This is a genomic window from Flavobacterium sp. MEB061, from assembly GCF_000834715.1.
In the GTDB taxonomy this organism is placed as follows: domain Bacteria; phylum Bacteroidota; class Bacteroidia; order Flavobacteriales; family Flavobacteriaceae; genus Flavobacterium; species Flavobacterium pectinovorum.
The window spans coordinates 35,794-57,544 of record NZ_JXQR01000015.1; the positions used below are offsets into that span (position 1 = coordinate 35,794).

The window sequence follows — 21,751 nt, forward strand, 5'->3', positions numbered from 1 at the left end:
ATGAAAAAATATTTATTTACTACTCTGGTAATGATAACATTAATTCTAACTGTAACAACTTCTTGTTCAGACGAATTTGTGAATCCTAAACCCGAATATTCAATCGACTCTGAGAATTATTTTAATTCTAAAGAAGATTACGATCAGGCATTAATTGCCACTTATGATTTGCTGCAATCAACATATGTAAATGTTTTATTGGGAGAAATTGCTTCGGATAATACATTGGCAGGAGGAGAAAGTCCTACAGATGTAATTGGTTTTCAGCAAGTAGACGATATGATTCACACTGAAGTAAACAGTAACTTAAGAGATGTATGGAACTGGATGTTTGCAGGAGTTCAAAGAGCCAATTATATACTTGAATTTCAGAACAAAACAGATTTTGAAGGAAAAACACAGCTTATAGCCGAAACTCGTTTTTTAAGAGCGTATTACCAATTTGAATTAGTAAAATGGTTTGGTGGTATACCGATGAAAGGCGATGTGAGGTTTAAAATTGGAGATGAAAAAACAATTCCGCGTTCATCAGTTGAAGAAGTTTATGCTTCTATCGAGGCTGATTTGGTTTTTGCGTCGGCAAATTTATCTCCAATTGCAGCTCAAAAAGGTCGAGTTACAAAAGGGGCTGCTCAGGCATTATTAGGAAAAGCGTATTTGTTTCAGGGTAAATTTTCGCAGGCAGCCAGTACTTTACAAGCGTTGATAAATACATCACCTTATTCCTTAGAAACAGATTATAATAAAATGTTTGAATTAGATGGAGAAAACGGACCCGAATCTGTTTTTGAAGTACAGTATACAGATGTTGAAGGAGCAGGTTTTGGTTGTTTACAATGTAGTGAAGGAAACGTTGCCGTAGGTTTTAGCGGAATCAGAAATTATTCAGGACCAGTTTTCTCTTCCGGATTTAGTTTTAATCTTCCTACTCAGGAATCATCAGATGCTTTTGAAACCGGAGATAAACGTAAAGCAGTTGCTATTTTGGATATTGCAGCTTGGGCCGGGGCTAATAGTGGAGTAACTTATGGAAAAGGAAATGAGGATACAGGATTCTTCAACAGAAAATATCTTCCAAGAAAAAGAAGCTCAGATGCAGCCGGAGATTTGAATTTAACAAACCCGAACAACTACAGAGCAATTCGTTATGCAGATGTTTTATTAATGGCTGCAGAAGCTTATAACAGAGGTGAAATCGATGATGCAAAAGCCAGGGAATACCTTAATCAGGTTAGAAGACGTGCTTTTGGAGATAACAATCATGATATAACTGCTTCAGGAGCAGCCTTAACAGATTTTATTTTAGCAGAAAGAAGAGTAGAACTTTTTGGAGAAGGACATCGTTTTTTCGACTTGGTAAGAACCGGAAAAGCAGTGGGAACTATTCCTGGTTTTACAGCTAACAAAAACGAGTTATTTCCGCTTCCGATTGAAGAAATTCAGTTTGCAAATGGAAATTGGGAACAAAATCCTGGATATTAAAAAAACATCAATTATGAAAAAAATACATTCTATTATAAGTCTTTTCGTTTTGGCAGTATTTTTTAGCTGCTCAAGCGATAACAGCGATATTGATTTAGAAGGTTTAGGCGCTCCGACTAATGTATCGGCTTTGACCACAGTAACACAGGACAATACAGGTAAAGTTACCTTTGTGCCAAAAGGCGAAGGCGTAACACAATACAAAATTAGTTTTGGAGACGGAAGCGCAGATTCTGATTATATTGGAGCCGGATCAACAGTTGCACACGTATATAAAGAAGGCGTTTATAAGTCTAAAATTACGGCAATGGGACTTAACGGAAAAACTACCGAAGTAGAAAAAGAAGTAGTAGTTTCGTTTAAAGCACCGGAAAATTTAGTAGTTGAAATAACAAATGATTTAACGGTTTCTAAAAAAGTAACAGTTAAGGCAACCGCAGATTTTGCTTTGTTTTATGATGTTTATTTTGGAGAAACAGGAAAACCAGATCCAATTCCGGCAAACAATGGTGAATCTGTTTCGTATACCTATCAAAACCCGGGAGTTTACACGATTCGTGTGGTTTCAAAAAGTGCTGCCATTAAAACGACAGAATATACAGAGCAATTTGAAGCAATTTTAATTTTGGCACCCACTTCTGCAGCACCAACACCAACCAGATCTGCAGCCAATGTTATTTCATTGTTTAGCGATGCTTACACAAATGTACCAATGAGCACCTGGAGAACTTCATGGTCTGATGCTGTATTAGATGATATTAGTATTGCAGAAAATGCAGTAAAAAAATATTCAAATTTAAATTTTGTGGGTGCAGAGCCAACAGCCACAATAGACGCTTCGGCTATGACATATCTTCATATTGATGTCTGGTCTTTGGATTTTTCAGAATTCAGAATCAAATTAGTTGATTTTGGAGCAAATGGCGTTTATGAAACAGGAGGAGATAATGTAGAACATGAAATTAAAGTTACAGCTCCCGAGCAGGGAAAATGGGTAAGTTTAGATATTCCTTTAAGTGATTTTACAGGATTAACAACCCGCGCCCATATTGCACAACTAATTTTTTCAGGAAATCCTAGCGGAAGCCATACGGTGTACATCGATAATTTTTATTTCTATAAAGAACCGACTGAAGCGATTAAATTACCACTTGATTTTGAATCTTCTACTTTAACATATGCCTGGGGTGGTTTTGGAAATGTTGATGCATCAGTTATTACAAATCCAAATAAAACCGGAATCAATGTTTCTGATAAAGTTTTAAAATTAGACAAAAAATCAGGAGCAGAAACCTGGGGAGGGGCAAGCCTGAATTTAGAAAATACACTTGATTATACAAAAGGAACAACTGTAAAAATAAATGTCTGGTCGCCTAGAGTAGGTACCGATATTTTATACAAAATGGAACTTTCGACCTCTCCAAAAGATGGAAACGGTAATCCAACGGTATTTATAGAAGTAAAGGTAAAAACTACGGTAGCAAATGCATGGCAGGAATTAACCTTTGATCTTACAACGGCACCAGGTTTTAGCACAGGCATTAAATACGACAGAGTAATTTTATTTCCGGATTTTGGAAAAACGGGGGCAGGGGAAACTTTTTACTTTGATGACATCAAACAATCCAATTAAAAGAAGAAATCATGAACAAAAAAATAATCATAAAGATAGTATCCTTATTTACGATTCTCCTTATGGCGGGTTGTCAGAAAGATGATTTCGCATTTGGGTCAATAGATACGCCAACAAATCTTCAGCTAACTGCTGAAATTGTTGGAAAAACAGCCGATGCTCCAGATGGAGACGGTTCGGGAATGGTAAAATTAACCGCAACTGCAGATAATGCAATTTCATATAAATATGTATTTAGCGACGGAACATCTGAAAATTCACCAAACGGCAAGTTTACCAAACGTTTTACAAAAACAGGAGTAAACACTTATACTGTAACGCTCATTGCTACGGGCAGAGGAGGAGTAGCATCAAATACTACCCTTGATGTTACAGTTTTAAGCAACTTTAGTGACGACGAAGCGGTTCAATTCTTAACGGGTGGAACTTCTAAAAAATGGTATTGGTCAGCTTCAGAACCAGGGCATTTAGGCGTAGGTCAAAATGATGGTGATGAGACTAAAAATTTCTATCCAAACCATTATCAGGCCGGAGCTTTTGAAAAAGCAGGTTCGCCGACAAGTAGTTGTTTGTATGACAATGAATTGACTTTCTCTCTTGATGGTGACCAATTAAAATACCAATTAAATAACGGAGGAGCAACATTTTTTAATACTGCATTTGCAAGCGTAGCAGGAGGAAGTGGATCAAGTGATTCTTGTTTGACTTATGATACCGGCGGAATAAAAACCGTTTCTTTAAGTCCTTCAGAATCTGTTGTGACAAAAAATAAAGATCATGTTAAGCAAACTCGCGGAACAATGATGAACTTCTCTGACAACGGATTTATGGGGTATTATATTGGTCAGAATTCATATGAAATTCTATCTATAACAGCCAACAGAATGGTAGTTAGAGCTGTAATGGGCGGTAATGCTTCATTAGCATGGTACCATATTTTTACGACTACAAAACCAGTTCAAAATACAGGCCCAGAGGTTGATTATACCAATTTAGTATGGTCAGACGAATTTAATGTTGACGGAGCTCCGGATGCAACAAAATGGAATTACGATCTAGGAAGAGGACCTAATAATGATGGCTGGGGAAATAATGAAAAACAAAACTATACAAATTCAGCATCAAATGTTATTGTTGAAGGCGGAAGCTTAAAAATTACCGCTAAAAAAGAAGCTTCCGGAGGTGTAGAGTATTCTTCGACAAGACTAAAATCGGATGGTAAATTTAAGTTTACGTACGGAAAAATTGAAATCCGCGCCAAATTGCCTATCGGAAAAGGAACATGGCCTGCAATCTGGATGCTTGGATCTAATTTCTTAACCAAACCATGGCCGGCTTGCGGAGAGATTGATATTATGGAACACGTAGGAAACAATCAAGATGTTATTTTAAGTACGCTTCATTACCCGGGACATTTTGGTGGCGGCGGAAACACGGGTTCTAAAACGATTCCAAATGTTTCGACAGAATTTCATGTTTATAAAGCAATTTGGAGTCCGGCATCGGTAACTACTTATGTCGATGATGTACAAATTCACAAAGTTGCCAATGATGCCACTCTTCCGTTTAATAGCGATTTCTTCTTAATATTAAATGTAGCGATGGGAGGAAATTTAGGTGGTACTATTGATCCCGCCTTCACACAATCGACAATGGAGATTGACTATGTAAAAGTTTATCAATAGATTATAATTAATTAGTAGAAAGTATTAGAAGGTCAGTTCAGGCTGGCCTTCTAATTTTTAAAATTTAAAACTATACGATGAAAAAAATAGTTGTACTAATAATGTTCTTAACGGTTAGTTTTTGCTTTGCACAAAAGGTAGAGAGAAAACTAATTTGGGAGGAAAATTTCAATAAAAAGAAAATAAATGAAGCCGTTTGGAATTTTGAACTCGGTGATGGATGCCCAAATTTATGCGGTTATGGAAACAATGAAAGACAAATTTATACCAAAACCAATCATGAAATCAAAGACGGTAATTTAATTATCGAAGCCAAAAAAGAAGGAAATAAATATACTTCGACAAAAATCACAACCAAAGGCAAAAAAGAGTTTTTGTATGGTCGTATCGAAGCAAGAGCTAAACTTCCGGTTGGTCATGGTTTATGGCCGGCATTCTGGATGCTGGGTGCCAATATTGATGCCGTAAAATGGCCTAAAACAGGCGAAATAGACATATTAGAATATATTGGCCGTGATCCGCACATGGTATATACTACATTGCATACACAAGATAGTCACGGAAACACAATCAATACAAAAAGAACTGAGTTTCCAACTATAGAAGAAGGGTATCATGTTTATGCCATTGAATGGACAAAAGAAAAGATTGATTTCTTTGTTGATACCACTTTGGTTTATACCTTCAATCCCGAAGTTAAAAACGAAGATACATGGCCTTTTAATAAACCATTTTATATAATTGTAAATTTAGCTATCGGAGGTAATTTTGGAGGACCAGATGTAGATGATTCTATATTGCCTCAAAAGTATCATATAGACTATGTTCGTGTCTATCAATAAAAAAATAAATACTAATAATACTACTAAAAAGCAGGTGTAAGTTGTTTAAAATAAGATATTTAAATTATTTATGCCTCTTTTTTTAATTTGTTAAAACATTCTAATTCTTTCATATTATTAAGCACTTTCATGGCAAAGTTTAATTTTAATGTATCTTATTTGTAATTTTATTATTAATTATTACTCCATTCATTTGCTTTTTAAAAAAAATATTTGTTAAATTTGGACTCAATATTAACATAACTCAAGATAGGCCTATTACATAAAATTACTTTTTAGAAAAATTACTCCAAATTTTAATCAAAAACTAAAAAAGTAGTATTATGGCTGATCTGCATATTCCAGACGCTCTATTGGTAAAAAACTATGTCGAAGGCAATGAAAATGCTCTTGCGACATTGATAAAAAGGCATGAGTCTAAGATATATGGATTTATATATTCTAAGATAGCTGATAGAGATATTTCAAATGATATTTTTCAGGATACATTTATTAAAGTTATTAAAACTTTAAAATCCAATTCATATAATGAAGAAGGTAAATTTTTACCTTGGGTTATGCGAATTTCTCACAATTTAATTGTAGATCATTTCCGCAAAACCAAAAAAATGCCAATGTATAGAGAAACAGAAGAGTTTTCTATTTTTTCAATTATGTCTGATGATTCATTAACAATCGAAAATAAAATGATTTTTGATCAGGTTGAAGTAGATCTCAAAAAGATAATTGAAGAGCTTCCTGAAGATCAAAAAGAAGTTCTTGTAATGCGTATGTATCAGGATATGAGTTTCAAAGAAATTTCAGAACTTACAGGTGTAAGTATCAATACTGCATTAGGAAGAATGCGTTATGCCTTAATGAATTTAAGAAAAATAATTGATAAACATCAAATTATTTTAACCAACTAATAATATTTTGAGCATTAGTGCGTTATACTATTATAAAACATTTTTGATAGTATGGCGAAAATTTACTCTAAGAAAGCATTAGCTTCTAAAAACTTAAAACCTAAGAAAGAAGTAGTTTCTTTTCTATTAAACTATTCACAAGCTCTTACAGTTGTGAAAATTGAAGATAAAAGTTTTGAGATTATAGCTAATTAAACAGCCCACTACTATTGGTCGGATGTTTCGAAAGAAAAACCAAATGGTCGTTTTGGTTGAAAGCTCACTATTTGTATGTAAATACAAGTAGTGAGTTTTTTTTTGATCGTAATTTTAAGTCTCTTTTTTTCGCTATTGTTATCGTAATGTTTTCTAACTTTTAATAAAATAATTTTCAGGATCTCCTCTTGATTTAATGTCTGAGTTTGTTAAAGTTTGATATTTTAATTGATTTTTATTGATTTATTCAATATTTGTTTTATTTTAGTTAAAAAGTTTTTTTTTATTCATGTAAATTACTTTATTGAAGAGTTTTTCGTATTAAAAAACTTTGAATAGTAAAAATTGTTCAAAACTAAGCTAAATGTCAGATAAATAAATGTTTAACCAATAACCAATAATTTATGAAGAAAAATTACACTACTCTATTTCATTTTATTTGTTGCGCATCTTAATATATTGTTAAGCAAAAGATTTTTTTGCGTACTAATACTATAAGTGCTATTTGTCCCCAAAAGCGACTATAAATAACCACAATAGCCGTTCAAATCTATTTAACAACCAAACTAAAATGAAATGAAAAAGAAACTAAAAATATTATCAATTTTACTATTGATAAACTACGCAGCATTTGCTCAAAAAGAGGAAATCAAAGAAGCGCAATCTTATTTTGATAAAGGAAAACCTGAAGAAGCTTGTGCTATTTTAAAAAAAGTAGAATACTTAGTAATTAATGCACCCGATGAGGTAAAATCCGATTTCTTTTTTACAAAAGGAAATGTTTATAAGGATTTGGCAACCAAAAACATAGATGCTGCAGCAAATTTCGCAATAGCTTCTGGTGCGTATCAGGATGTGCTTTTGTATGAAAATGATTCCCGCAATTACAAATACGCTTTTAAAGCAAATTTAGCTTTAAAAGAAATGAAGTCTAAACTTGTAGATGGAGCATACAATGATTTTAAAGCAGGAAAATACAAAGAAAGTGCAGATAAGAGTAACGAAGTTTACCAGTTTGATAAAAAAGATACACTAAACTTGCTTAATGCAGCTTCGGCTTCCTTAGCAGGCAAAGACTATTCTTCTGCAATTAAATATTATGAGAAACTAAAGAAAATAAATTACAGCGGAAAAGGGATAATGTTTTACGCTACCAATAAAAAAACAAAAGCAGAAGAATCTTTTATTTCCAGAAGCGCGAGAGAATCAAATATCGCTGCTGGTCTTTATGAAAAGCCAAGAGATGTTTGGCCACCTTCTAAAAAAGAAGAAATTTTAAACTCATTGGCATTTTCTTATATGGAAACAAAAGATTATACCAATGCCGAAAAATATTATGAAGAAGGAATACAGTTAAATCAAAATTGTATAGACTGTTATATCAATCTTGCTTATGTCAAAATCCAATTAAAGAGAGTATTAGTAGATCAGATGGCTTTACTTGGCAATAGTCCGCAGGAGATGAAAGAATACGATAAACTAGATGCTAAAAAAGATGAAATAGTACGAAGCGCAATTCCATATCTTAAAAAAGTATTAGTCATCGAACCAAAAAATGAAGACGCTTTTAAATCGCTTTTAGGAATTTACAGATCACTCGATATGACGACAGAATACAACGCCTTAAAAAGTAGTCAATAAATGAACAAACACGAATTTCACGAATTGACACTAATTACTATTTTGTGAAATTAATTTCCCAAAGTAAGTTTAACAATTTAGATTTGTGCCAATTAGTGAAATTCGTGTTATAATATATGTATCACTTTTAGATTTTCTTTTTAAGAGCTTCTTCTATTATCGATTTTTTGCCAATTGTTCTCGTAATAATATCTTTCTCTAAACTCCAGCCTCTTGCAGGCGAATATTCACGTCCGTACCAAATAATTTGCAAATGCAAATCGTTCCATGTTTCTTTAGGAAATAATCGTTTAGCATCTTTTTCAGTCTGAACCACGTTTTTTCCGTTCGAAAGATTCCACCTGTACATCAATCTGTGAATGTGCGTATCAACCGGAAAAGCAGGAACTCCAAAAGCCTGAGACATTACCACACTTGCTGTTTTATGTCCAACAGCCGGTAAAGATTCAAGCGCCTCAAAACTCTGCGGAACCTCACCATTATATTTATCAATCAAAATTTCAGATAAACCATGAATTCCTTTCGATTTCATAGGTGATAATCCACACGGACGAATAATTTCCTTAATTTCTTCCACCGACATTTTCACCATATCATACGGATTGTCAGCCTTGGCAAAAAGCAAAGGCGTAATCTGATTTACACGAACATCGGTACATTGCGCAGATAACAAAACAGCAATAAGTAAAGTATAGGGATCTTTATGATCTAGCGGAACAGGTATAGTAGGGTAGAGTTCTTTTAACGTATTTATAACAAATTGTACGCGGGCTTCTTTATTCATTTCCGTATTTTTATTGATGTAAAAATAGCATAATTTTCATGATGTGCCTAATCCAGCTTTCCGTTACAACTCCTCATTGTCAAAGTAACATTTTTAAGCATTAACAAGAGCTTCTTCCAGTCGCTTTCTTAATGCAAAAAATGTAAACTTTCACAATTCCGGGGTTTTCACTACAATCTGGGGCATGAAAAAAGTTATGAGTTAAGAGTTAGAAAGTTATGAGTTTTCAGTCGCAGTTTTCAGCACAAAGCTTTGCGAACTTTACATTGAAAATGTACCGACAATTAAGAAAACTTTCTATAAAAACTTTGCGACCTTTGCGGTTAAATTTGCACAGTATAAGGAAATTCAAAATAAAAATAAAAAATATGACAACATTAAAAGCAGGCGATAAAGCACCAAATTTTTCAGGAACAGATCAGGACGGAAAAACACATAAGCTGGCAGATTATGCCGGAAAAAAGTTAGTAGTTTTCTTTTATCCAAAAGCAAGTACACCTGGCTGTACCGCAGAAGCCTGTGATTTAAGAGATAATTTTGAGCGTTTTAAAGCCAATAATTATGAACTTTTGGGAGTAAGTGCCGATAGTGCAAAAGCACAATTAAAATTCAAAGACAAATATGAATTTCCTTTTCCATTATTAGCAGACGAGGACAAGTCTGTAATCAATGCTTTTGGCGTTTGGGGGCCAAAGAAATTCATGGGAAAAGAATATGACGGAATACATAGAACAACTTTCGTAATCGATGAAAACGGAATTATCGATGAGGTAATTTCCCAGGTAAAAACAAAAGAGCACGCAGCGCAGATTTTGAAATAAGCTTTTATTGGTTTCTAGTTTCACGTAGAGACGCACAGCAGTGCGTCTTCATATTGTGTTAGACGCACTGCTGAGACGGGATCTTTGTCAAAGTTTTAAACTTTGACAAAGATTAAACGTAACAATTGTCAGGCAAAGACAAAAAATCCGCGTCAATCTGCGTTTTCGCAACGCGAATCCGCGTCATCTGCGTTCAAACAAGATTGCAGTAAAACTTAAAACAAAAATCAAAAAAAAATCCCCGAAGAAATTTTTCGGGGATTTTTTTTTAAGCGTTTTGTTCCAGTTCCTTTTCCGGATGATATCCAAAAAGGTGGTGCTCCTTTATTATTTCCGGAATACCTGCAGGAAGCATATGTTCCCAGCCTGTTTTTCCCTGATTGATCATTTTTAAAACTTCGCGAGAGAAAACTTCCAGATTATTTGGGTCATAATTAGCGATATCCACTACTTTTCCGTTGAATTTAAAGAATTTGTATAATTCTTTCATTCTTGGATGTACTTTTAAATTGCTTGAATTCATTAATACACCATTTTCATCCAGCATTGGGTATAAGAAAACTTTCATATCGCGGTAAAATAATTTTCCGAAAGCTTCCAGAATTCCTCCACTTAAATGACGATAATATTTTTCATCAAAAATATCAACAAGATTGTTAACTCCCATTGCCAATCCCATTCTCGCTTTGGTATAATTAGCAAAATATTCAACCACTTTATAATATTCCTGGAAATTCGAAATCATAACGGTTTGACCAAGCGAACAAAGCAATTCGGCTCTGTCCATAAAATCGCGTTCATCAATTTCACCATCCGAACGTAAATTAGAAAGTGTAATTTCGAAAACCACTAAAGTATTGTCTTTTTCAACCTTATTTTCTTCGAGAAACATATTTAATGATTTCTCATACATATCCATATTTACTTTCGTAACCGGGCGGAAACTTCCTCTTAAAGCAAGTAAGTTCTTTTTGTATAAAATCGCAGCCGGAAGAATATTTTTTCCTTCAGGATTAAACATTACCGCATCTGTCATTCCGTTTTTAACAAGCTGTAAACTCATCAAACGGTTGTCAACATCAGCAAAACGTGGTCCGGAGAAGTTAATAGTATCTATTTCAAGCTGGTCTTTATCTAAGTGATCGTATAAATAGCGAAGTAATCGTTTTGGGTCGTTGTATTTGTAAAAAGCACCGTAAATTAAGTTTACACCTAAAATTCCTAGTGTTTCCTGTTGCAGTCTGGCGTCAGTTTCTTTAAAACGAATGTGCAGGATAATTTCGTTGTAAGCTTCGTCTGGTTCAATTTGGTATCGAATTCCAACCCAGCCGTGACCTTTAAATTGTTTGGCAAAATCTATGGTGGCAACCGTATTGGCGTAACTAAAGAAAAGTTTATTAGGGTGTTTTTCGCGGCTCAAACGCTCTTCAATCAATTCACCTTCAAAGGTCAACATTTTTTTAAGTCGGTTTTCTGTCACGTAGCGTCCGTCGCCTTCAATACCGTAAACGGCATCACTAAAATCTTTATCATAGGCAGACATTGCTTTTGCAATAGTTCCCGATGAACCTCCGGATCTGAAAAAATGCCTAACTGTTTCTTGTCCAGCACCAATTTCAGCAAATGTTCCGTAAATATTCTCGTTTAAATTAATGCGTAACGCTTTGTCTTTTATAGAAGGAATCTGTTCGATGACCTTGTCACCTTTGAGTTTTATTTCTGTACCCATTTTATTTTAAATAGATTTGTTACAAAGTTAGCAAATTAGGCTTCTAATGAAAGAGAAATAATCCCTATTTTTGTAAAAAAAACAAGTTCAATTGAAGATCTATTTTTTAGGTACCGGTACTTCTCAAGGTATTCCAATTATTGGAATCGATCATCCTGTTTGTAAAAGCACTGATGCTAAGGACAAAAGGCTCCGCGTATCCATCTGGATTACGTGGGATAATCATTCGTATGTCATAGATTGCGGGCCCGATTTCAGGCAGCAAATGCTTTCTTGCGGCTGTAGGCATATCGATGCGATTTTATTCACACACGAACACGCAGATCACACGGCAGGTTTGGATGATATTCGTCCGTTCAATTTTAGACAAGGTGAAATTCCGGTTTACGCGCATCAACGTGTAATTGATAATTTAAAACGCCGTTTTGATTATGTTTTCGAAACCGTAAATAAATATCCCGGTGCGCCAAGCGTAAAAACAATCGAAGTGGTAAATGACAAACCTTTTGCTGTTGGCAATAAAATGTCAATTCCCGTAAATGTCATGCACGGTGAATTACAGGTTTTTGGCTATCGAATCGATGATTTTGCTTATTTAACAGATGTAAAAACGATTCATGAAACTGAGATTAAAAAACTGCAGAATTTAAAAGTTTTGGTCGTAAACGCCTTGCGTGTAGAACCTCATGACACACACTTTAATTTACAGGAAGCGCTTGATTTTATCAATCTGGTTAAGCCTGAAGTTGCTTATTTAACGCATATTAGCCACGTTTTAGGATTTCACGAAGAAGTACAAAAACAATTGCCTAAAAACGTTTTCCTGGCTTACGACAATTTAGAAATTACAATTTAATTATACCTACAAAATGAAAAAATCCTTAATGCTTTACCTTTTTATCCTTGCGATATTAATGAATATTTTTACTTACATGTTTTATAGCCGAGAAGTAAAATTTGGTGAAGAGAGATATGAGAAAACTACAAAAAAGCTAAGAGATAGTATCAATTTGGTTTCAGGTCAATTGGCCGAGGCAGATTATTTTTCTCTATCTCATAATGAAAATGCGCAAAATTATTTTGATAACAGTGCTTCTGGCGGGAAAGTAATTTTATACGAAAAATTAATTCCAATTGTAACCGAAAAATTATTAGACCTAAATTCTAATCCAAAAGGGAATCCTTATACAGGACAGGATATGATTGATGGCAAGAAGTTTATCATCAATAAAGTCAAAATCTTAAATCACAGATGGATTATCGTTGATTTTAGTAACGGAGAATTGTGGGGAGAAGCTTTGTTGAAATACTTTGTTAACGATGACGAAAGCATTTCATTCGAAACAAATCAATCACTTTTATATCAAAAATAAGAAAGATTTTTCCTATTTTTGTATTTAATCAATAAATAGGAAAAATGAAAAAAGTATTTTTATTTTCAGTTATTATAGGTCTTTCATTTTCTTGTGCCAAAAAAATATCTCAAGAAAATAAGACAGAAACAAAACCCGAAAAAGTAATGGTTGGTGGTGATGTTGACAGTCACGGTTGTAAAGCTTCAGCAGGTTACACTTGGTCTATTGTTAAAAACAAGTGTATCCGAATTTTTGAAGGCACAAAATTATCTCACGTCGAAGAAAACGGAAAAACATATACAACAGCTGCTTACGTAGTTTTCGAAGGCAACAAAGCAGAACTTTTTTTAGATACTCAAAAAGAATCGATCATTTTAGAAAGAAAATCTGAAGGAGATTCGTGGGTAAATGGTGATTTACAATTAATTCCCTGGAAAGGTTATGTTTTGAAAAAAGCGGGGAAGATAATTTATACAGGAGAATAGAGTTTACAGTCGCAGTTTTTAGTCTCAGTTGTTGGGGCTGAAAATTGCGATTTTCTTTTTATTATTTATTTGGAAGTAGTTTTATTTATTTTCAAAATAGGGTAGACTGTCATTGACAATTGTTTTAATTTCAATTTCATTTTCCAATTTAGATATTAAATGAATATGATGATCTCCATTATGAGGGTCTTTTATTATGATATTCTCACATATGAAATCATTATTTAGATTTTTCTTCTCAAACATTTTACAAAATAAGTTACTTCTAAATTGAGCATCTGAAATATTCTGACGATTTTTATTTTTGGTAATTGGATCGTTACTGCAATAAAAGTATAAAACAACATTATTTTCATCAAGAAACTGTTGAATGGCTGATGAAAAGTGAAACAAAGTTTTTCCGTTATTTATTTGGTTTGGTGTTTCCATTACCTCAATTGTAATATCTACAATAGGTAAAATAAAAGTTTCCGGAAGATGATATTTGTTAAATTCTGTGAATTTTATTAGATATTGAAATCCTTCAACCGTTATATACGGTATAATTCTATCAAGCATTTTTTATTGGCAAATTATTTTTTCGGAAAATATTTTGCCCAATCAGCACGCATTTGTTCTTTACGTTCTTCCTTAGCTTTACGTAAATTCCTTAGATTGTCTAAAAGACGATCAGAAGGTTTGTCGATATGAATAGTTGAAGTTTTCATTTGACAAAGTTACATAATAATTACGAAAGAATAAATCTAAATAATATATGTAAAAACTTACAAATTGTGATTTAGATTTATTTAAACGCATTCAATTAAAATAAAAAAAAAATTATTCCGCCAGCCAATTCTTAAAATCAAAGAAGTTTTGCGGAGCAACACCATGCCCAACAGGATATTCTTTATAAGTAACCGGAATATTTAATTGCTCTAAAACAGCAGGTGTTTTTCTTGCCCATTCGATTGGGATAACCTGATCTACAGTTCCGTGAGAAGCGAATATTTTTAAGTTTTTGAAGTCGTTTTTCTCGAAACCATCTTTGATAATTTCATGGTTAAAATAACCACTCATCGCTACAACTCTCTGTACTTTTTCAGGATAAGAAAGTGCAACAGAATAGCTTAAAATAGAACCCTGACTAAAACCAACCAACGTTACATTATTAGTATCAATTGGATAATTGGCAACCAATTCATCGATAAATTTTGCTATTACATCACGAGAAGTTTTCGCTTGTTCGTTATCCGAAAATTTATTCTGATCGGCATCAAAATTAATTGCATACCAGGCATAAGCTTCGTATTGTAAATCATATGGCGCTCTTGCCGAAATGATATAATAATGATCAGGAAGTTCAGTAGCAAACGAAAATAAATCGGCTTCGTTGCTGCCATATCCGTGTAATAAAAGTAAAACAGGATTTTTATCTAAAATTACTTTTGGTTCTTGTATTTTATATTCTAAAGATAGATTCATTTTTCAATTGTAAATTATAAATTATAAATTATGAATTGTGAATTTTCAACTTTGTCAAAGTTTTAAACTTTGACAAAGTTATTGGAATTTGGTCCCGAAGCTTCGGGATAAAAATTTGAATTTATTATCCAATGCTTTTAAACCATTTTTGAAACAAGTTTCCAACCAAAGGAATTGGTCTCATCTGTCCCTGAATAGCACTGAAAATTCCATAAGTCCATAAAATAGAAATACAAATCCACATTGGGAAAGTAATCATAAAACTATCAAAGTTGCTAATGATTGCTCCAAAAGAAATAAAAGCCAAAGACAATCCTAAGGCCTGACGAATATGAAAAGAAGCAAAACTATTTTTATTTTCAGAGTTCATGGACATTGCAATTAAAACCCCAATAATTAAAATATAACTGGTAATTGCGATTGATTTTCCCTCTTCGATTGAATTATTCATTGTAATTATTTTGTGATAACAAGTTGGTTTTGATTTAAAATTCCGTAGACAGAACCTTTAATTTCAGTTCCTAAAAAGGCAGAATTTTTAGATTTTGAAAGAATATTTTCTTTCGTAAAAGTTGATGTTCCTTCCGGAGTAAAAAAAGTAAAGTTAGCTTTTGAACCTTCAGCAATTGAAGAGTTTTCAATTCCGAAAACTGATTTACCTGAAGTTAGTTTCTCAATTATAATTTCTAAAGGTAAAACAGTTAGTAAAGCTCCAAAAGCACTTTCTAAACCAATTGTTCCATTTTTGGCAGTATCAAATTCCATTTTTTTGAATTCAATATCAATTGGATTATGATCTGAAGTAATCATATCGATAGTTCCGTCTAAAGCAGCATTTATAAGTGCTTTTCTATCCGCTTCGGTTCTTAAAGGCGGAGTGACTTTAAAACGAGTATCAAAGCCTTCTAATTTTTCATCTGTAAGAACCAAATGATGTACAGCGACGCTACAAGTTACTTGTAAACCTTTTGTTTTTGCTTCTTTAATTAATTCGACCGATTTTGCTGTAGAAATAGTTGGTATATGAAGTTTTCCTCCCGTATATTCTAATAAAAACAAGTTTCTTGAAATTTGCAGTTCTTCGGCCAGATTCGGAATTCCTTTTAAACCTAATTTTGTAGAAACAATTCCTTCATTTGCAACTCCGTTTCCTTTTATATTTGGATCTTGAGAATAAGTGATTACTAAACCATCAAAATCCTGAACATATTGCAAAGCGATTTTCAGCAAATTGGCATTGTCAATGCTTTTATTATAATCTCCAAAAGCAATCGCTCCGGATTTTTTCATGTCAAATAATTCGGCCATATCTTTTCCTTCGCTTGCTTTTGTTAAAGCACCAATTGGATAAAGTTCTGTAGCAAAACCATTCGCTTTATTTTTTACAAAATTTACCTGTGATTGATTATCGATAACAGGGAAGGAGTTCGGCTGTAAAGCAATTGCCGTAAAACCACTTTTTGCCGCAACGTTCAATCCGTTTGCAATAGTTTCTCTGTCTTCGTAACCTGGTTCTCCAAACGAAACGCTGCTGTCAAACCAACCTTGAGAAAGATGCAGATTGTCGAATTTCACTTCGGTTGAATCATCAATATCAAGAATCGAAGTTCCTATTTTTTCAATTAAACCATCTGAAATTAAAAGATCAACGGTCTGATTATGAAACGGACTTTCTGAATCTATAATTTTGGCGCTTCTGATGATTATTTTCATATGTAGATTTTTTTTATTCAAACATTAAATGTTTTTATTTCTACCATTAAGGAATTAAGTTAGATTAAGAAGTACTAAACTTTATTATCTTAATCTCTTAATGGTTCAAAAAAAAGTAAAACGTTATGTTTTACTTTACAAATTTGATGATCGCCATTTCTAATGCTAAAAATAACAGTGCAAAGATAACAAACCATTTCCAAATTTGGCTGTCAGTTCGCTCAGTTTGTAGCGTGTTAAAAATGGTTGAAAGAGTATCTGCAGTTTTAAAATCTGAAACTACATTTGTATTTATCTGATTTAAATCGCTTTCACTTCTTTTATAATTAAAACTCAGGTTTTCGACTGATTCTTTTTTATCAAAAACGCTATAATTTCCCGCAGTTTCAGGAAAATCATTGAATGTTAATTTGACTTTATTATTCAATATTTGCTGAATAGGAATAAAGGAATCATCATTTCCTTTTACTTCTAAAATGGCGTCTTTGCTCAATAAAACATCAACAAAATAAGGCTGATTATTGCCAATCGTTAAAGCGTTTACACCTGTTTTTTGATTATTTTGTCCCATTTTATAAAAAAGCGGAACAATTAAAGGCGATTGCTGAAAATTTGAATTTGTTGTATTTATAGGTGCCGAAAAAGCAGTAATTCCAGAAACCGGATTTTGAATCATCGTTACAAATACGCTTTGATCTTCATAAGATAAAACAGCGGGATACGCACTTGAAATTTCAAATGATTTACTTGTTTTCGGATATTGAAAATTAGTAATTTTATTTTCGAAGACGCCTGAAAACAAGGGATGATCAAAGTTGATTTTGGTGATTAATTTGTCTTTGTTTTCAAGGTTTTTAAACAGAATTTTTCCAAAATTGCCTAAAAAAGTATTCAGGTTTGAAATGGAACTTTTCTCAGCAGGAATCACAACCAGATTTCCACCTTTTGAAACAAAGGCCTTCAAAGTGGTTTGCAAAGCCTGAGGAACTTCAATTAATTCATTGAGAATAATAGTATTTTGTTTTTCTAAACTATTATAATCCAAACTGCTAATCGAATAATTACTGTAATTGAATTCGGCAGAAGTATAAATTCTGGATAAGAAATTACTTTTTTCAGGTTCGCCAATGCTAATCACATTAGTTTTTTTAGCTTTTGAAATGCTGAAATAAAGTTTGTTGTCGTAAGTAAGGCCATTATCTTCAATGGTAACATATCCGTGAAAAGCTTCTTTTGGAATCGTAAAATTGATTTTCTTTTTCTTCGAATCAAAATTGATTATCGTTTTGGCAATCAATTTTTTCTGATTGTACAATGCCATCGAAATGGGTTTGAAATCTTCACCGTAAGCAGATAAATTAATACCTATTTCGTAGAAATTTTCTAAAGTCTGATTAATATAAACACTGTCAATCGAAACGTTGTTTTTTTGTTCGGCTTCCGGAATTATGAAATACGGCTTTTCTTCGGTATCAATGTTTTTTACATCTTTTTCTGCTAAACCAACAGCGTCTGTTATAATAACAATGTCTTTTTTATGTGCAGATTTATGCGCTTTTATTTTCGCCATTATTGACGAAAGTTCAAAAGGTGTTGCGCTGTATTTTAAGTTTTGTAAAGAATTTTTAGAGGCTTTAATATCAGTATTCCAAAAATTTTCGGTGTTGGTTAACAACGAAAATTGTGCAGTTTCGGGCGTGTTTTCCAATAATTCCTGAACGGCACGTTTTAATAATTCCCCTTTTTTGCCTTTTGCCTGCATGCTAAACGAATTGTCTAAAACAATGTACATTTCGTTTGTTGCATTTTTGCTGTCTTTGGCTTCAAAAAATGGCTGTGCAAAGGCTAAAATTACACATGTAAGTAACAATAAACGTGTCGCTAATAATAGTCTTTTCTTGATTTTAGAACTTTTTCGTGTTTGTACGGCAAGTTCTTTAAGGAAACGGACGTTTGTAAAAAAAGAGGTTTTAAAACGTCGTAATTGAAACAAATGAACCAAAATAGGAACAATCAATAAAAAGAGAAAGTATAGAATTTCGGGCTGTTTAAAGTGCATTCTGGCTTTGATTTACTTCGCTACGTTTTTTTTTTTCGCGGAGATATTGGTCAAAAATACAAATTTTTAGTTAAACCTTACAGGGATATTTTTTAAACCATATAAGTAATATAAGATATCATAAGTAAAGCTTCATTATGAGTCAATTAAATGAACTTATATATCTTATATGGTAGAAAAGAACAAAATTCAGTTTGAAAAATGTAACTTTTGGAATTTCATTTGTAACAAAAAAGAAACTTTGTAATAAGAATATTCAGTATTTTAGCTAATTCAAAAAACTATAAAAAAACTATGAAAAGATTGTATATTTTGCTTTTTTCAATTTTAGCTTTTACGACTATGGAAGCACAAAACAAATTTAATTTATTGGTAGGAACCTATACCAATACTTGCGATAGTAAAGGAATTTACGTTTACGATTTTGATGCTAATTCAGGAGATTTTAAATTAAAAAATTCTACAGAAAAAGTGGTAAGTCCAAGCTATTTATCAGTTTCTGCAAATAATAAATTTATATATGCGGTAAACGAAAACGGGACTCAAAGTTCGGTAAGTGCATTTGGTTACGATTCAAAAACCGGTAAACTTAAATTATTGAATGCAAATGCTTCATTAGGAGCAGATCCTTGTCATTTAATTAATGATGATAAAAATGTAATTATTGCTAATTATTCCGGCGGAAGTATTGCTGTTTTTAAAAAGAATGCTGATGGCAGTATAACAGAAGCACAGCAATTAATTCAGCATGAAGGAAAAGGACCAAATGCAGCGCGTCAGGAAAAAGCGCACGTGCATATGGTAGTTTTTTCTCCGGATAAACAATTTGTTTTATCGAATGATTTAGGGCAGGATAAGGTTTTTATTTACAAATACAATGCAGCTTCAAAACATGAAATCCTGACTTTAAAAGGAACTGTTGATGTAAAAGCAGGAAGTGGGCCAAGACATTTAACGTTCAGCAAAGACGGAAAGTTTGTTTATCTGGTTCAGGAATTGGATGGTACTTTGACAACTTTTAGTTATGGTAAAACCGGAAGTTTAAAATTAATTGCCGAAACTAGTATTCTTGCAAAAGGTTTTACCGGAGGAACGGGTGCAGCAGCAATAAAAATTTCACCTGACGGAAAATTTTTGTACGTAACGGATCGTGTTGACGCTAACAATATTTCGGTTTATAAAATTCTTAAAAATGGAAGTATTGAATTGGTTGAACAACAAAGCACTTTAGGAAAAGGGCCAAGAGATTTTGCAATTGATCCTACAGGGAATTTCCTTTTAGTTGGACATCAATACACAAACGATATTATCATTTTTAAAAGAGATAAAACCACAGGAAAACTTAAAAATACCGGAAAAAAGATCGAATTGTGTTCGCCGGTAGGATTGATTTTTACGAAGATATAATTTTTAAGATGCTAAGGTTCTAAGTTACTAAGAATCTAAGTTTTTATATAGACAAAAGTTTATAATTAAAAAAAAGCCCAAAAGATGTGAGATAAATTCTTATCACCTTTTGAGCTTTTTTTTAATCTTAGAATCTTAGTAACTTAGAACCTTAGCATCTTTAAAGAAACTATTTGTCCTTATCTTTTCTTTTCTTGTCTCTCGTTTTCAACATGTTTCTGTTAACAGATCCGTGAGTTTTCTTTTTGGTTTTTGAAGGCCCGCCAAGATTCACTTTTTTATTCTTTTTAGCTTTATCATGAAAAGCACCGTCACCATCCAGTTTTACTTTTTTCATTAAAAACTTAATAGGCTGTTTGTCTTTTTCAGGTTCGATTAATTTGGCTGAAATTTCGACTTCTTCAGGAAATTCTGCTATTTCAAGTTCCTGATTCATTAAAACTTCCACTTCCACTTTAAATTCTTCTTCACGAGGTGTGATAAAACTAATTGCGGTTCCTGTTGCATCTGCACGACCTGTACGACCAATTCTGTGCATATATAATTCAGGAAATTCCGGAAGTTCAAAGTTGATAACATGAGAGATATTCGAAATATCCAAACCTCTCGCCATAATATCAGTTGTAATTAATCCGCGAAGATTTCCTTCCTGAAATTCTGCCATTGTACTCAAACGATAATTTTGAGATTTATTCGAGTGAATTACCCCAAATTGTCCTTCAAAATGTTCTTCAATTCGGGTATGAAGCATGTCTGAAATCTTTTTATTATTAACGAAAACCAAAACACGTTCCATGTTTTCATTTGTTTCTAATAAATGTTTTAACAGGTTAACTTTTGTATTAAAATTAGGAACATTATAAGTAATTTGAGTAATGTTTTCAAGCGGAGTTCCTGAAGCAGCAAGTGTAACTTCTTCCGGAAAATCAAAAAAGTCATTCAAAACAGCATCAACTTCATCCGTCATAGTTGCAGAGAATAAAATGTTCTGACGTTTGGTTTTCATCATCGCCAAAAGTGCTGTCAATTGCGTACGGAAACCTAAATTTAGCATTTCGTCAAACTCGTCAATAACTAATTTTTGAGTTTCATCAAAACGAACTACAGCATCAAGTGCCAAATCCATCATTCTACCCGGAGTTCCAACTAAAACGTCAACTCCTTCATAAACAGCTTTTTTTTGTGTATTGATGTTTACACCACCAAAAATACCAAGTGTTTTAACCGACATATATTTGGTTAATTTCTCGATTTCATCTACAACCTGAACTACTAATTCACGGGTTGGAACCAGAATTACAATTTTTGGCGTATTGGTTGGGGTAAATTTGTATAATTTTAAAAGAGGCAATAAATATGCAAATGTTTTACCGGTTCCGGTTTGCGCAATTCCCATCATATCGCGACCTGACATAATCACAGAAAAGGATTTTTCCTGAATAGGAGTTGGCGTAACAAATCCTAATTCGTCGATTGCTTTTTGTACTGATTTTGGAAGATTGAATTTTTCGAAAGTGCTCATTTACATTAAATTTTGTGCAAATGTAC

21 protein-coding genes are annotated in these 21,751 nt (G+C 33.0%); 12 read left to right on the forward strand and 9 right to left on the reverse strand.

The window, feature by feature from the left end; translation table 11 throughout:
• The 7 genes from RT99_RS07445 to RT99_RS07470 all read left to right on the forward strand — a co-directional run bounded on the left by RT99_RS07445 (position 1) and on the right by RT99_RS07470 (position 8,386).
• A complete protein-coding gene (locus RT99_RS07445; protein ID WP_042564110.1) occupies positions 1-1,482 on the forward strand; it encodes a RagB/SusD family nutrient uptake outer membrane protein in 1,482 nt (493 codons plus the stop codon).
• Positions 1,483-1,495: 13 nt separating this feature from the next.
• Positions 1,496-3,115, forward strand: coding sequence for a hypothetical protein (locus RT99_RS07450; RefSeq protein WP_042564566.1), 1,620 nt, complete (start codon positions 1,496-1,498; stop codon positions 3,113-3,115).
• A gap of 11 nt (positions 3,116-3,126) precedes the next feature.
• Positions 3,127-4,800, forward strand: coding sequence for a family 16 glycosylhydrolase (locus RT99_RS07455; RefSeq protein ID WP_042564111.1), 1,674 nt, complete (start codon positions 3,127-3,129; stop codon positions 4,798-4,800).
• 77 nt (positions 4,801-4,877) lie between these two features.
• Positions 4,878-5,642 carry a family 16 glycosylhydrolase gene (locus RT99_RS07460; protein WP_042564112.1) on the forward strand — a complete coding sequence of 255 codons (765 nt, stop codon included), beginning with the start codon at positions 4,878-4,880 and terminating at the stop codon, positions 5,640-5,642.
• Positions 5,643-5,965: 323 nt separating this feature from the next.
• A complete protein-coding gene (locus tag RT99_RS07465; protein ID WP_042564113.1) occupies positions 5,966-6,550 on the forward strand; it encodes an RNA polymerase sigma factor in 585 nt (194 codons plus the stop codon).
• 51 nt (positions 6,551-6,601) lie between these two features.
• Positions 6,602-6,745: a hypothetical protein gene (locus RT99_RS25280; protein WP_165587188.1), complete on the forward strand. Its 144-nt coding sequence runs from the start codon at positions 6,602-6,604 to the stop codon at positions 6,743-6,745.
• 576 nt (positions 6,746-7,321) lie between these two features.
• A complete protein-coding gene (locus RT99_RS07470; RefSeq protein WP_042564114.1) occupies positions 7,322-8,386 on the forward strand; it encodes a tetratricopeptide repeat protein in 1,065 nt (354 codons plus the stop codon).
• 127 nt (positions 8,387-8,513) lie between these two features.
• Here the strand turns inward: RT99_RS07470 and nth are convergent, their stop codons facing one another.
• Positions 8,514-9,170 carry an endonuclease III gene (gene nth / locus RT99_RS07475; RefSeq protein ID WP_042564115.1) on the reverse strand — a complete coding sequence of 219 codons (657 nt, stop codon included), beginning with the start codon at positions 9,168-9,170 and terminating at the stop codon, positions 8,514-8,516.
• 368 nt (positions 9,171-9,538) lie between these two features.
• On the opposite strand from nth, the gene bcp reads away from it, so the two are divergent.
• Positions 9,539-9,991, forward strand: coding sequence for a thioredoxin-dependent thiol peroxidase (bcp, locus tag RT99_RS07480; RefSeq protein WP_042564116.1), 453 nt, complete (start codon positions 9,539-9,541; stop codon positions 9,989-9,991).
• Positions 9,992-10,259: 268 nt separating this feature from the next.
• On the opposite strand, the gene RT99_RS07485 is transcribed toward bcp, so the two are convergent.
• A complete protein-coding gene (locus RT99_RS07485) occupies positions 10,260-11,720 on the reverse strand; it encodes a TonB-dependent receptor (RefSeq protein WP_042564117.1) in 1,461 nt (486 codons plus the stop codon).
• A gap of 91 nt (positions 11,721-11,811) precedes the next feature.
• On the opposite strand from RT99_RS07485, the gene RT99_RS07490 reads away from it, so the two are divergent.
• From RT99_RS07490 to RT99_RS07500, 3 genes are read left to right on the forward strand one after another with little or no spacing between them, the layout of a single operon-like run.
• The gene (locus RT99_RS07490) at positions 11,812-12,576 is read left to right on the forward strand and encodes an MBL fold metallo-hydrolase (protein WP_042564118.1); all 765 of its coding nucleotides are present in this window, start codon (positions 11,812-11,814) and stop codon (positions 12,574-12,576) included.
• A gap of 13 nt (positions 12,577-12,589) precedes the next feature.
• Positions 12,590-13,093 (forward strand): hypothetical protein, encoded by a 504-nt coding sequence (locus RT99_RS07495; RefSeq protein WP_042564119.1) that lies wholly within the window; start codon positions 12,590-12,592, stop codon positions 13,091-13,093.
• Between the two features lie 44 nt (positions 13,094-13,137).
• Positions 13,138-13,560 (forward strand): hypothetical protein, encoded by a 423-nt coding sequence (locus tag RT99_RS07500; RefSeq protein WP_042564120.1) that lies wholly within the window; start codon positions 13,138-13,140, stop codon positions 13,558-13,560.
• Positions 13,561-13,641: 81 nt separating this feature from the next.
• On the opposite strand, the gene RT99_RS07505 is transcribed toward RT99_RS07500, so the two are convergent.
• The 6 genes from RT99_RS07505 to RT99_RS07525 form a co-directional block, all read right to left on the reverse strand.
• A complete protein-coding gene (locus tag RT99_RS07505; protein WP_042564121.1) occupies positions 13,642-14,118 on the reverse strand; it encodes a hypothetical protein in 477 nt (158 codons plus the stop codon).
• A gap of 14 nt (positions 14,119-14,132) precedes the next feature.
• Positions 14,133-14,267, reverse strand: a complete 135-nt coding sequence (locus RT99_RS25795) for a hypothetical protein (protein WP_256365461.1) — start codon at positions 14,265-14,267, stop codon at positions 14,133-14,135.
• Positions 14,268-14,379: 112 nt separating this feature from the next.
• Positions 14,380-15,024: an alpha/beta hydrolase gene (locus RT99_RS07510; protein WP_042564122.1), complete on the reverse strand. Its 645-nt coding sequence runs from the start codon at positions 15,022-15,024 to the stop codon at positions 14,380-14,382.
• Positions 15,025-15,148: 124 nt separating this feature from the next.
• On the reverse strand, positions 15,149-15,475 hold the full coding sequence (locus RT99_RS07515) for a membrane protein (RefSeq protein ID WP_042564123.1): 327 nt from the start codon (positions 15,473-15,475) through the stop codon (positions 15,149-15,151).
• 5 nt (positions 15,476-15,480) lie between these two features.
• A complete protein-coding gene (locus RT99_RS07520; protein WP_042564124.1) occupies positions 15,481-16,737 on the reverse strand; it encodes a dihydroorotase family protein in 1,257 nt (418 codons plus the stop codon).
• A gap of 130 nt (positions 16,738-16,867) precedes the next feature.
• Positions 16,868-18,796 (reverse strand): BatA and WFA domain-containing protein, encoded by a 1,929-nt coding sequence (locus tag RT99_RS07525; protein WP_042564125.1) that lies wholly within the window; start codon positions 18,794-18,796, stop codon positions 16,868-16,870.
• 294 nt (positions 18,797-19,090) lie between these two features.
• Here RT99_RS07525 and RT99_RS07530 point away from each other — a divergent pair, with 294 nt between their 5' ends.
• Entirely contained in the window at positions 19,091-20,203 is a 1,113-nt protein-coding gene (locus RT99_RS07530; protein ID WP_042564126.1) for a lactonase family protein, read from the forward strand.
• Positions 20,204-20,372: 169 nt separating this feature from the next.
• On the opposite strand, the gene RT99_RS07535 is transcribed toward RT99_RS07530, so the two are convergent.
• Positions 20,373-21,725: a DEAD/DEAH box helicase gene (locus tag RT99_RS07535; RefSeq protein WP_042564127.1), complete on the reverse strand. Its 1,353-nt coding sequence runs from the start codon at positions 21,723-21,725 to the stop codon at positions 20,373-20,375.
• Positions 21,726-21,751 lie beyond the last annotated feature (26 nt).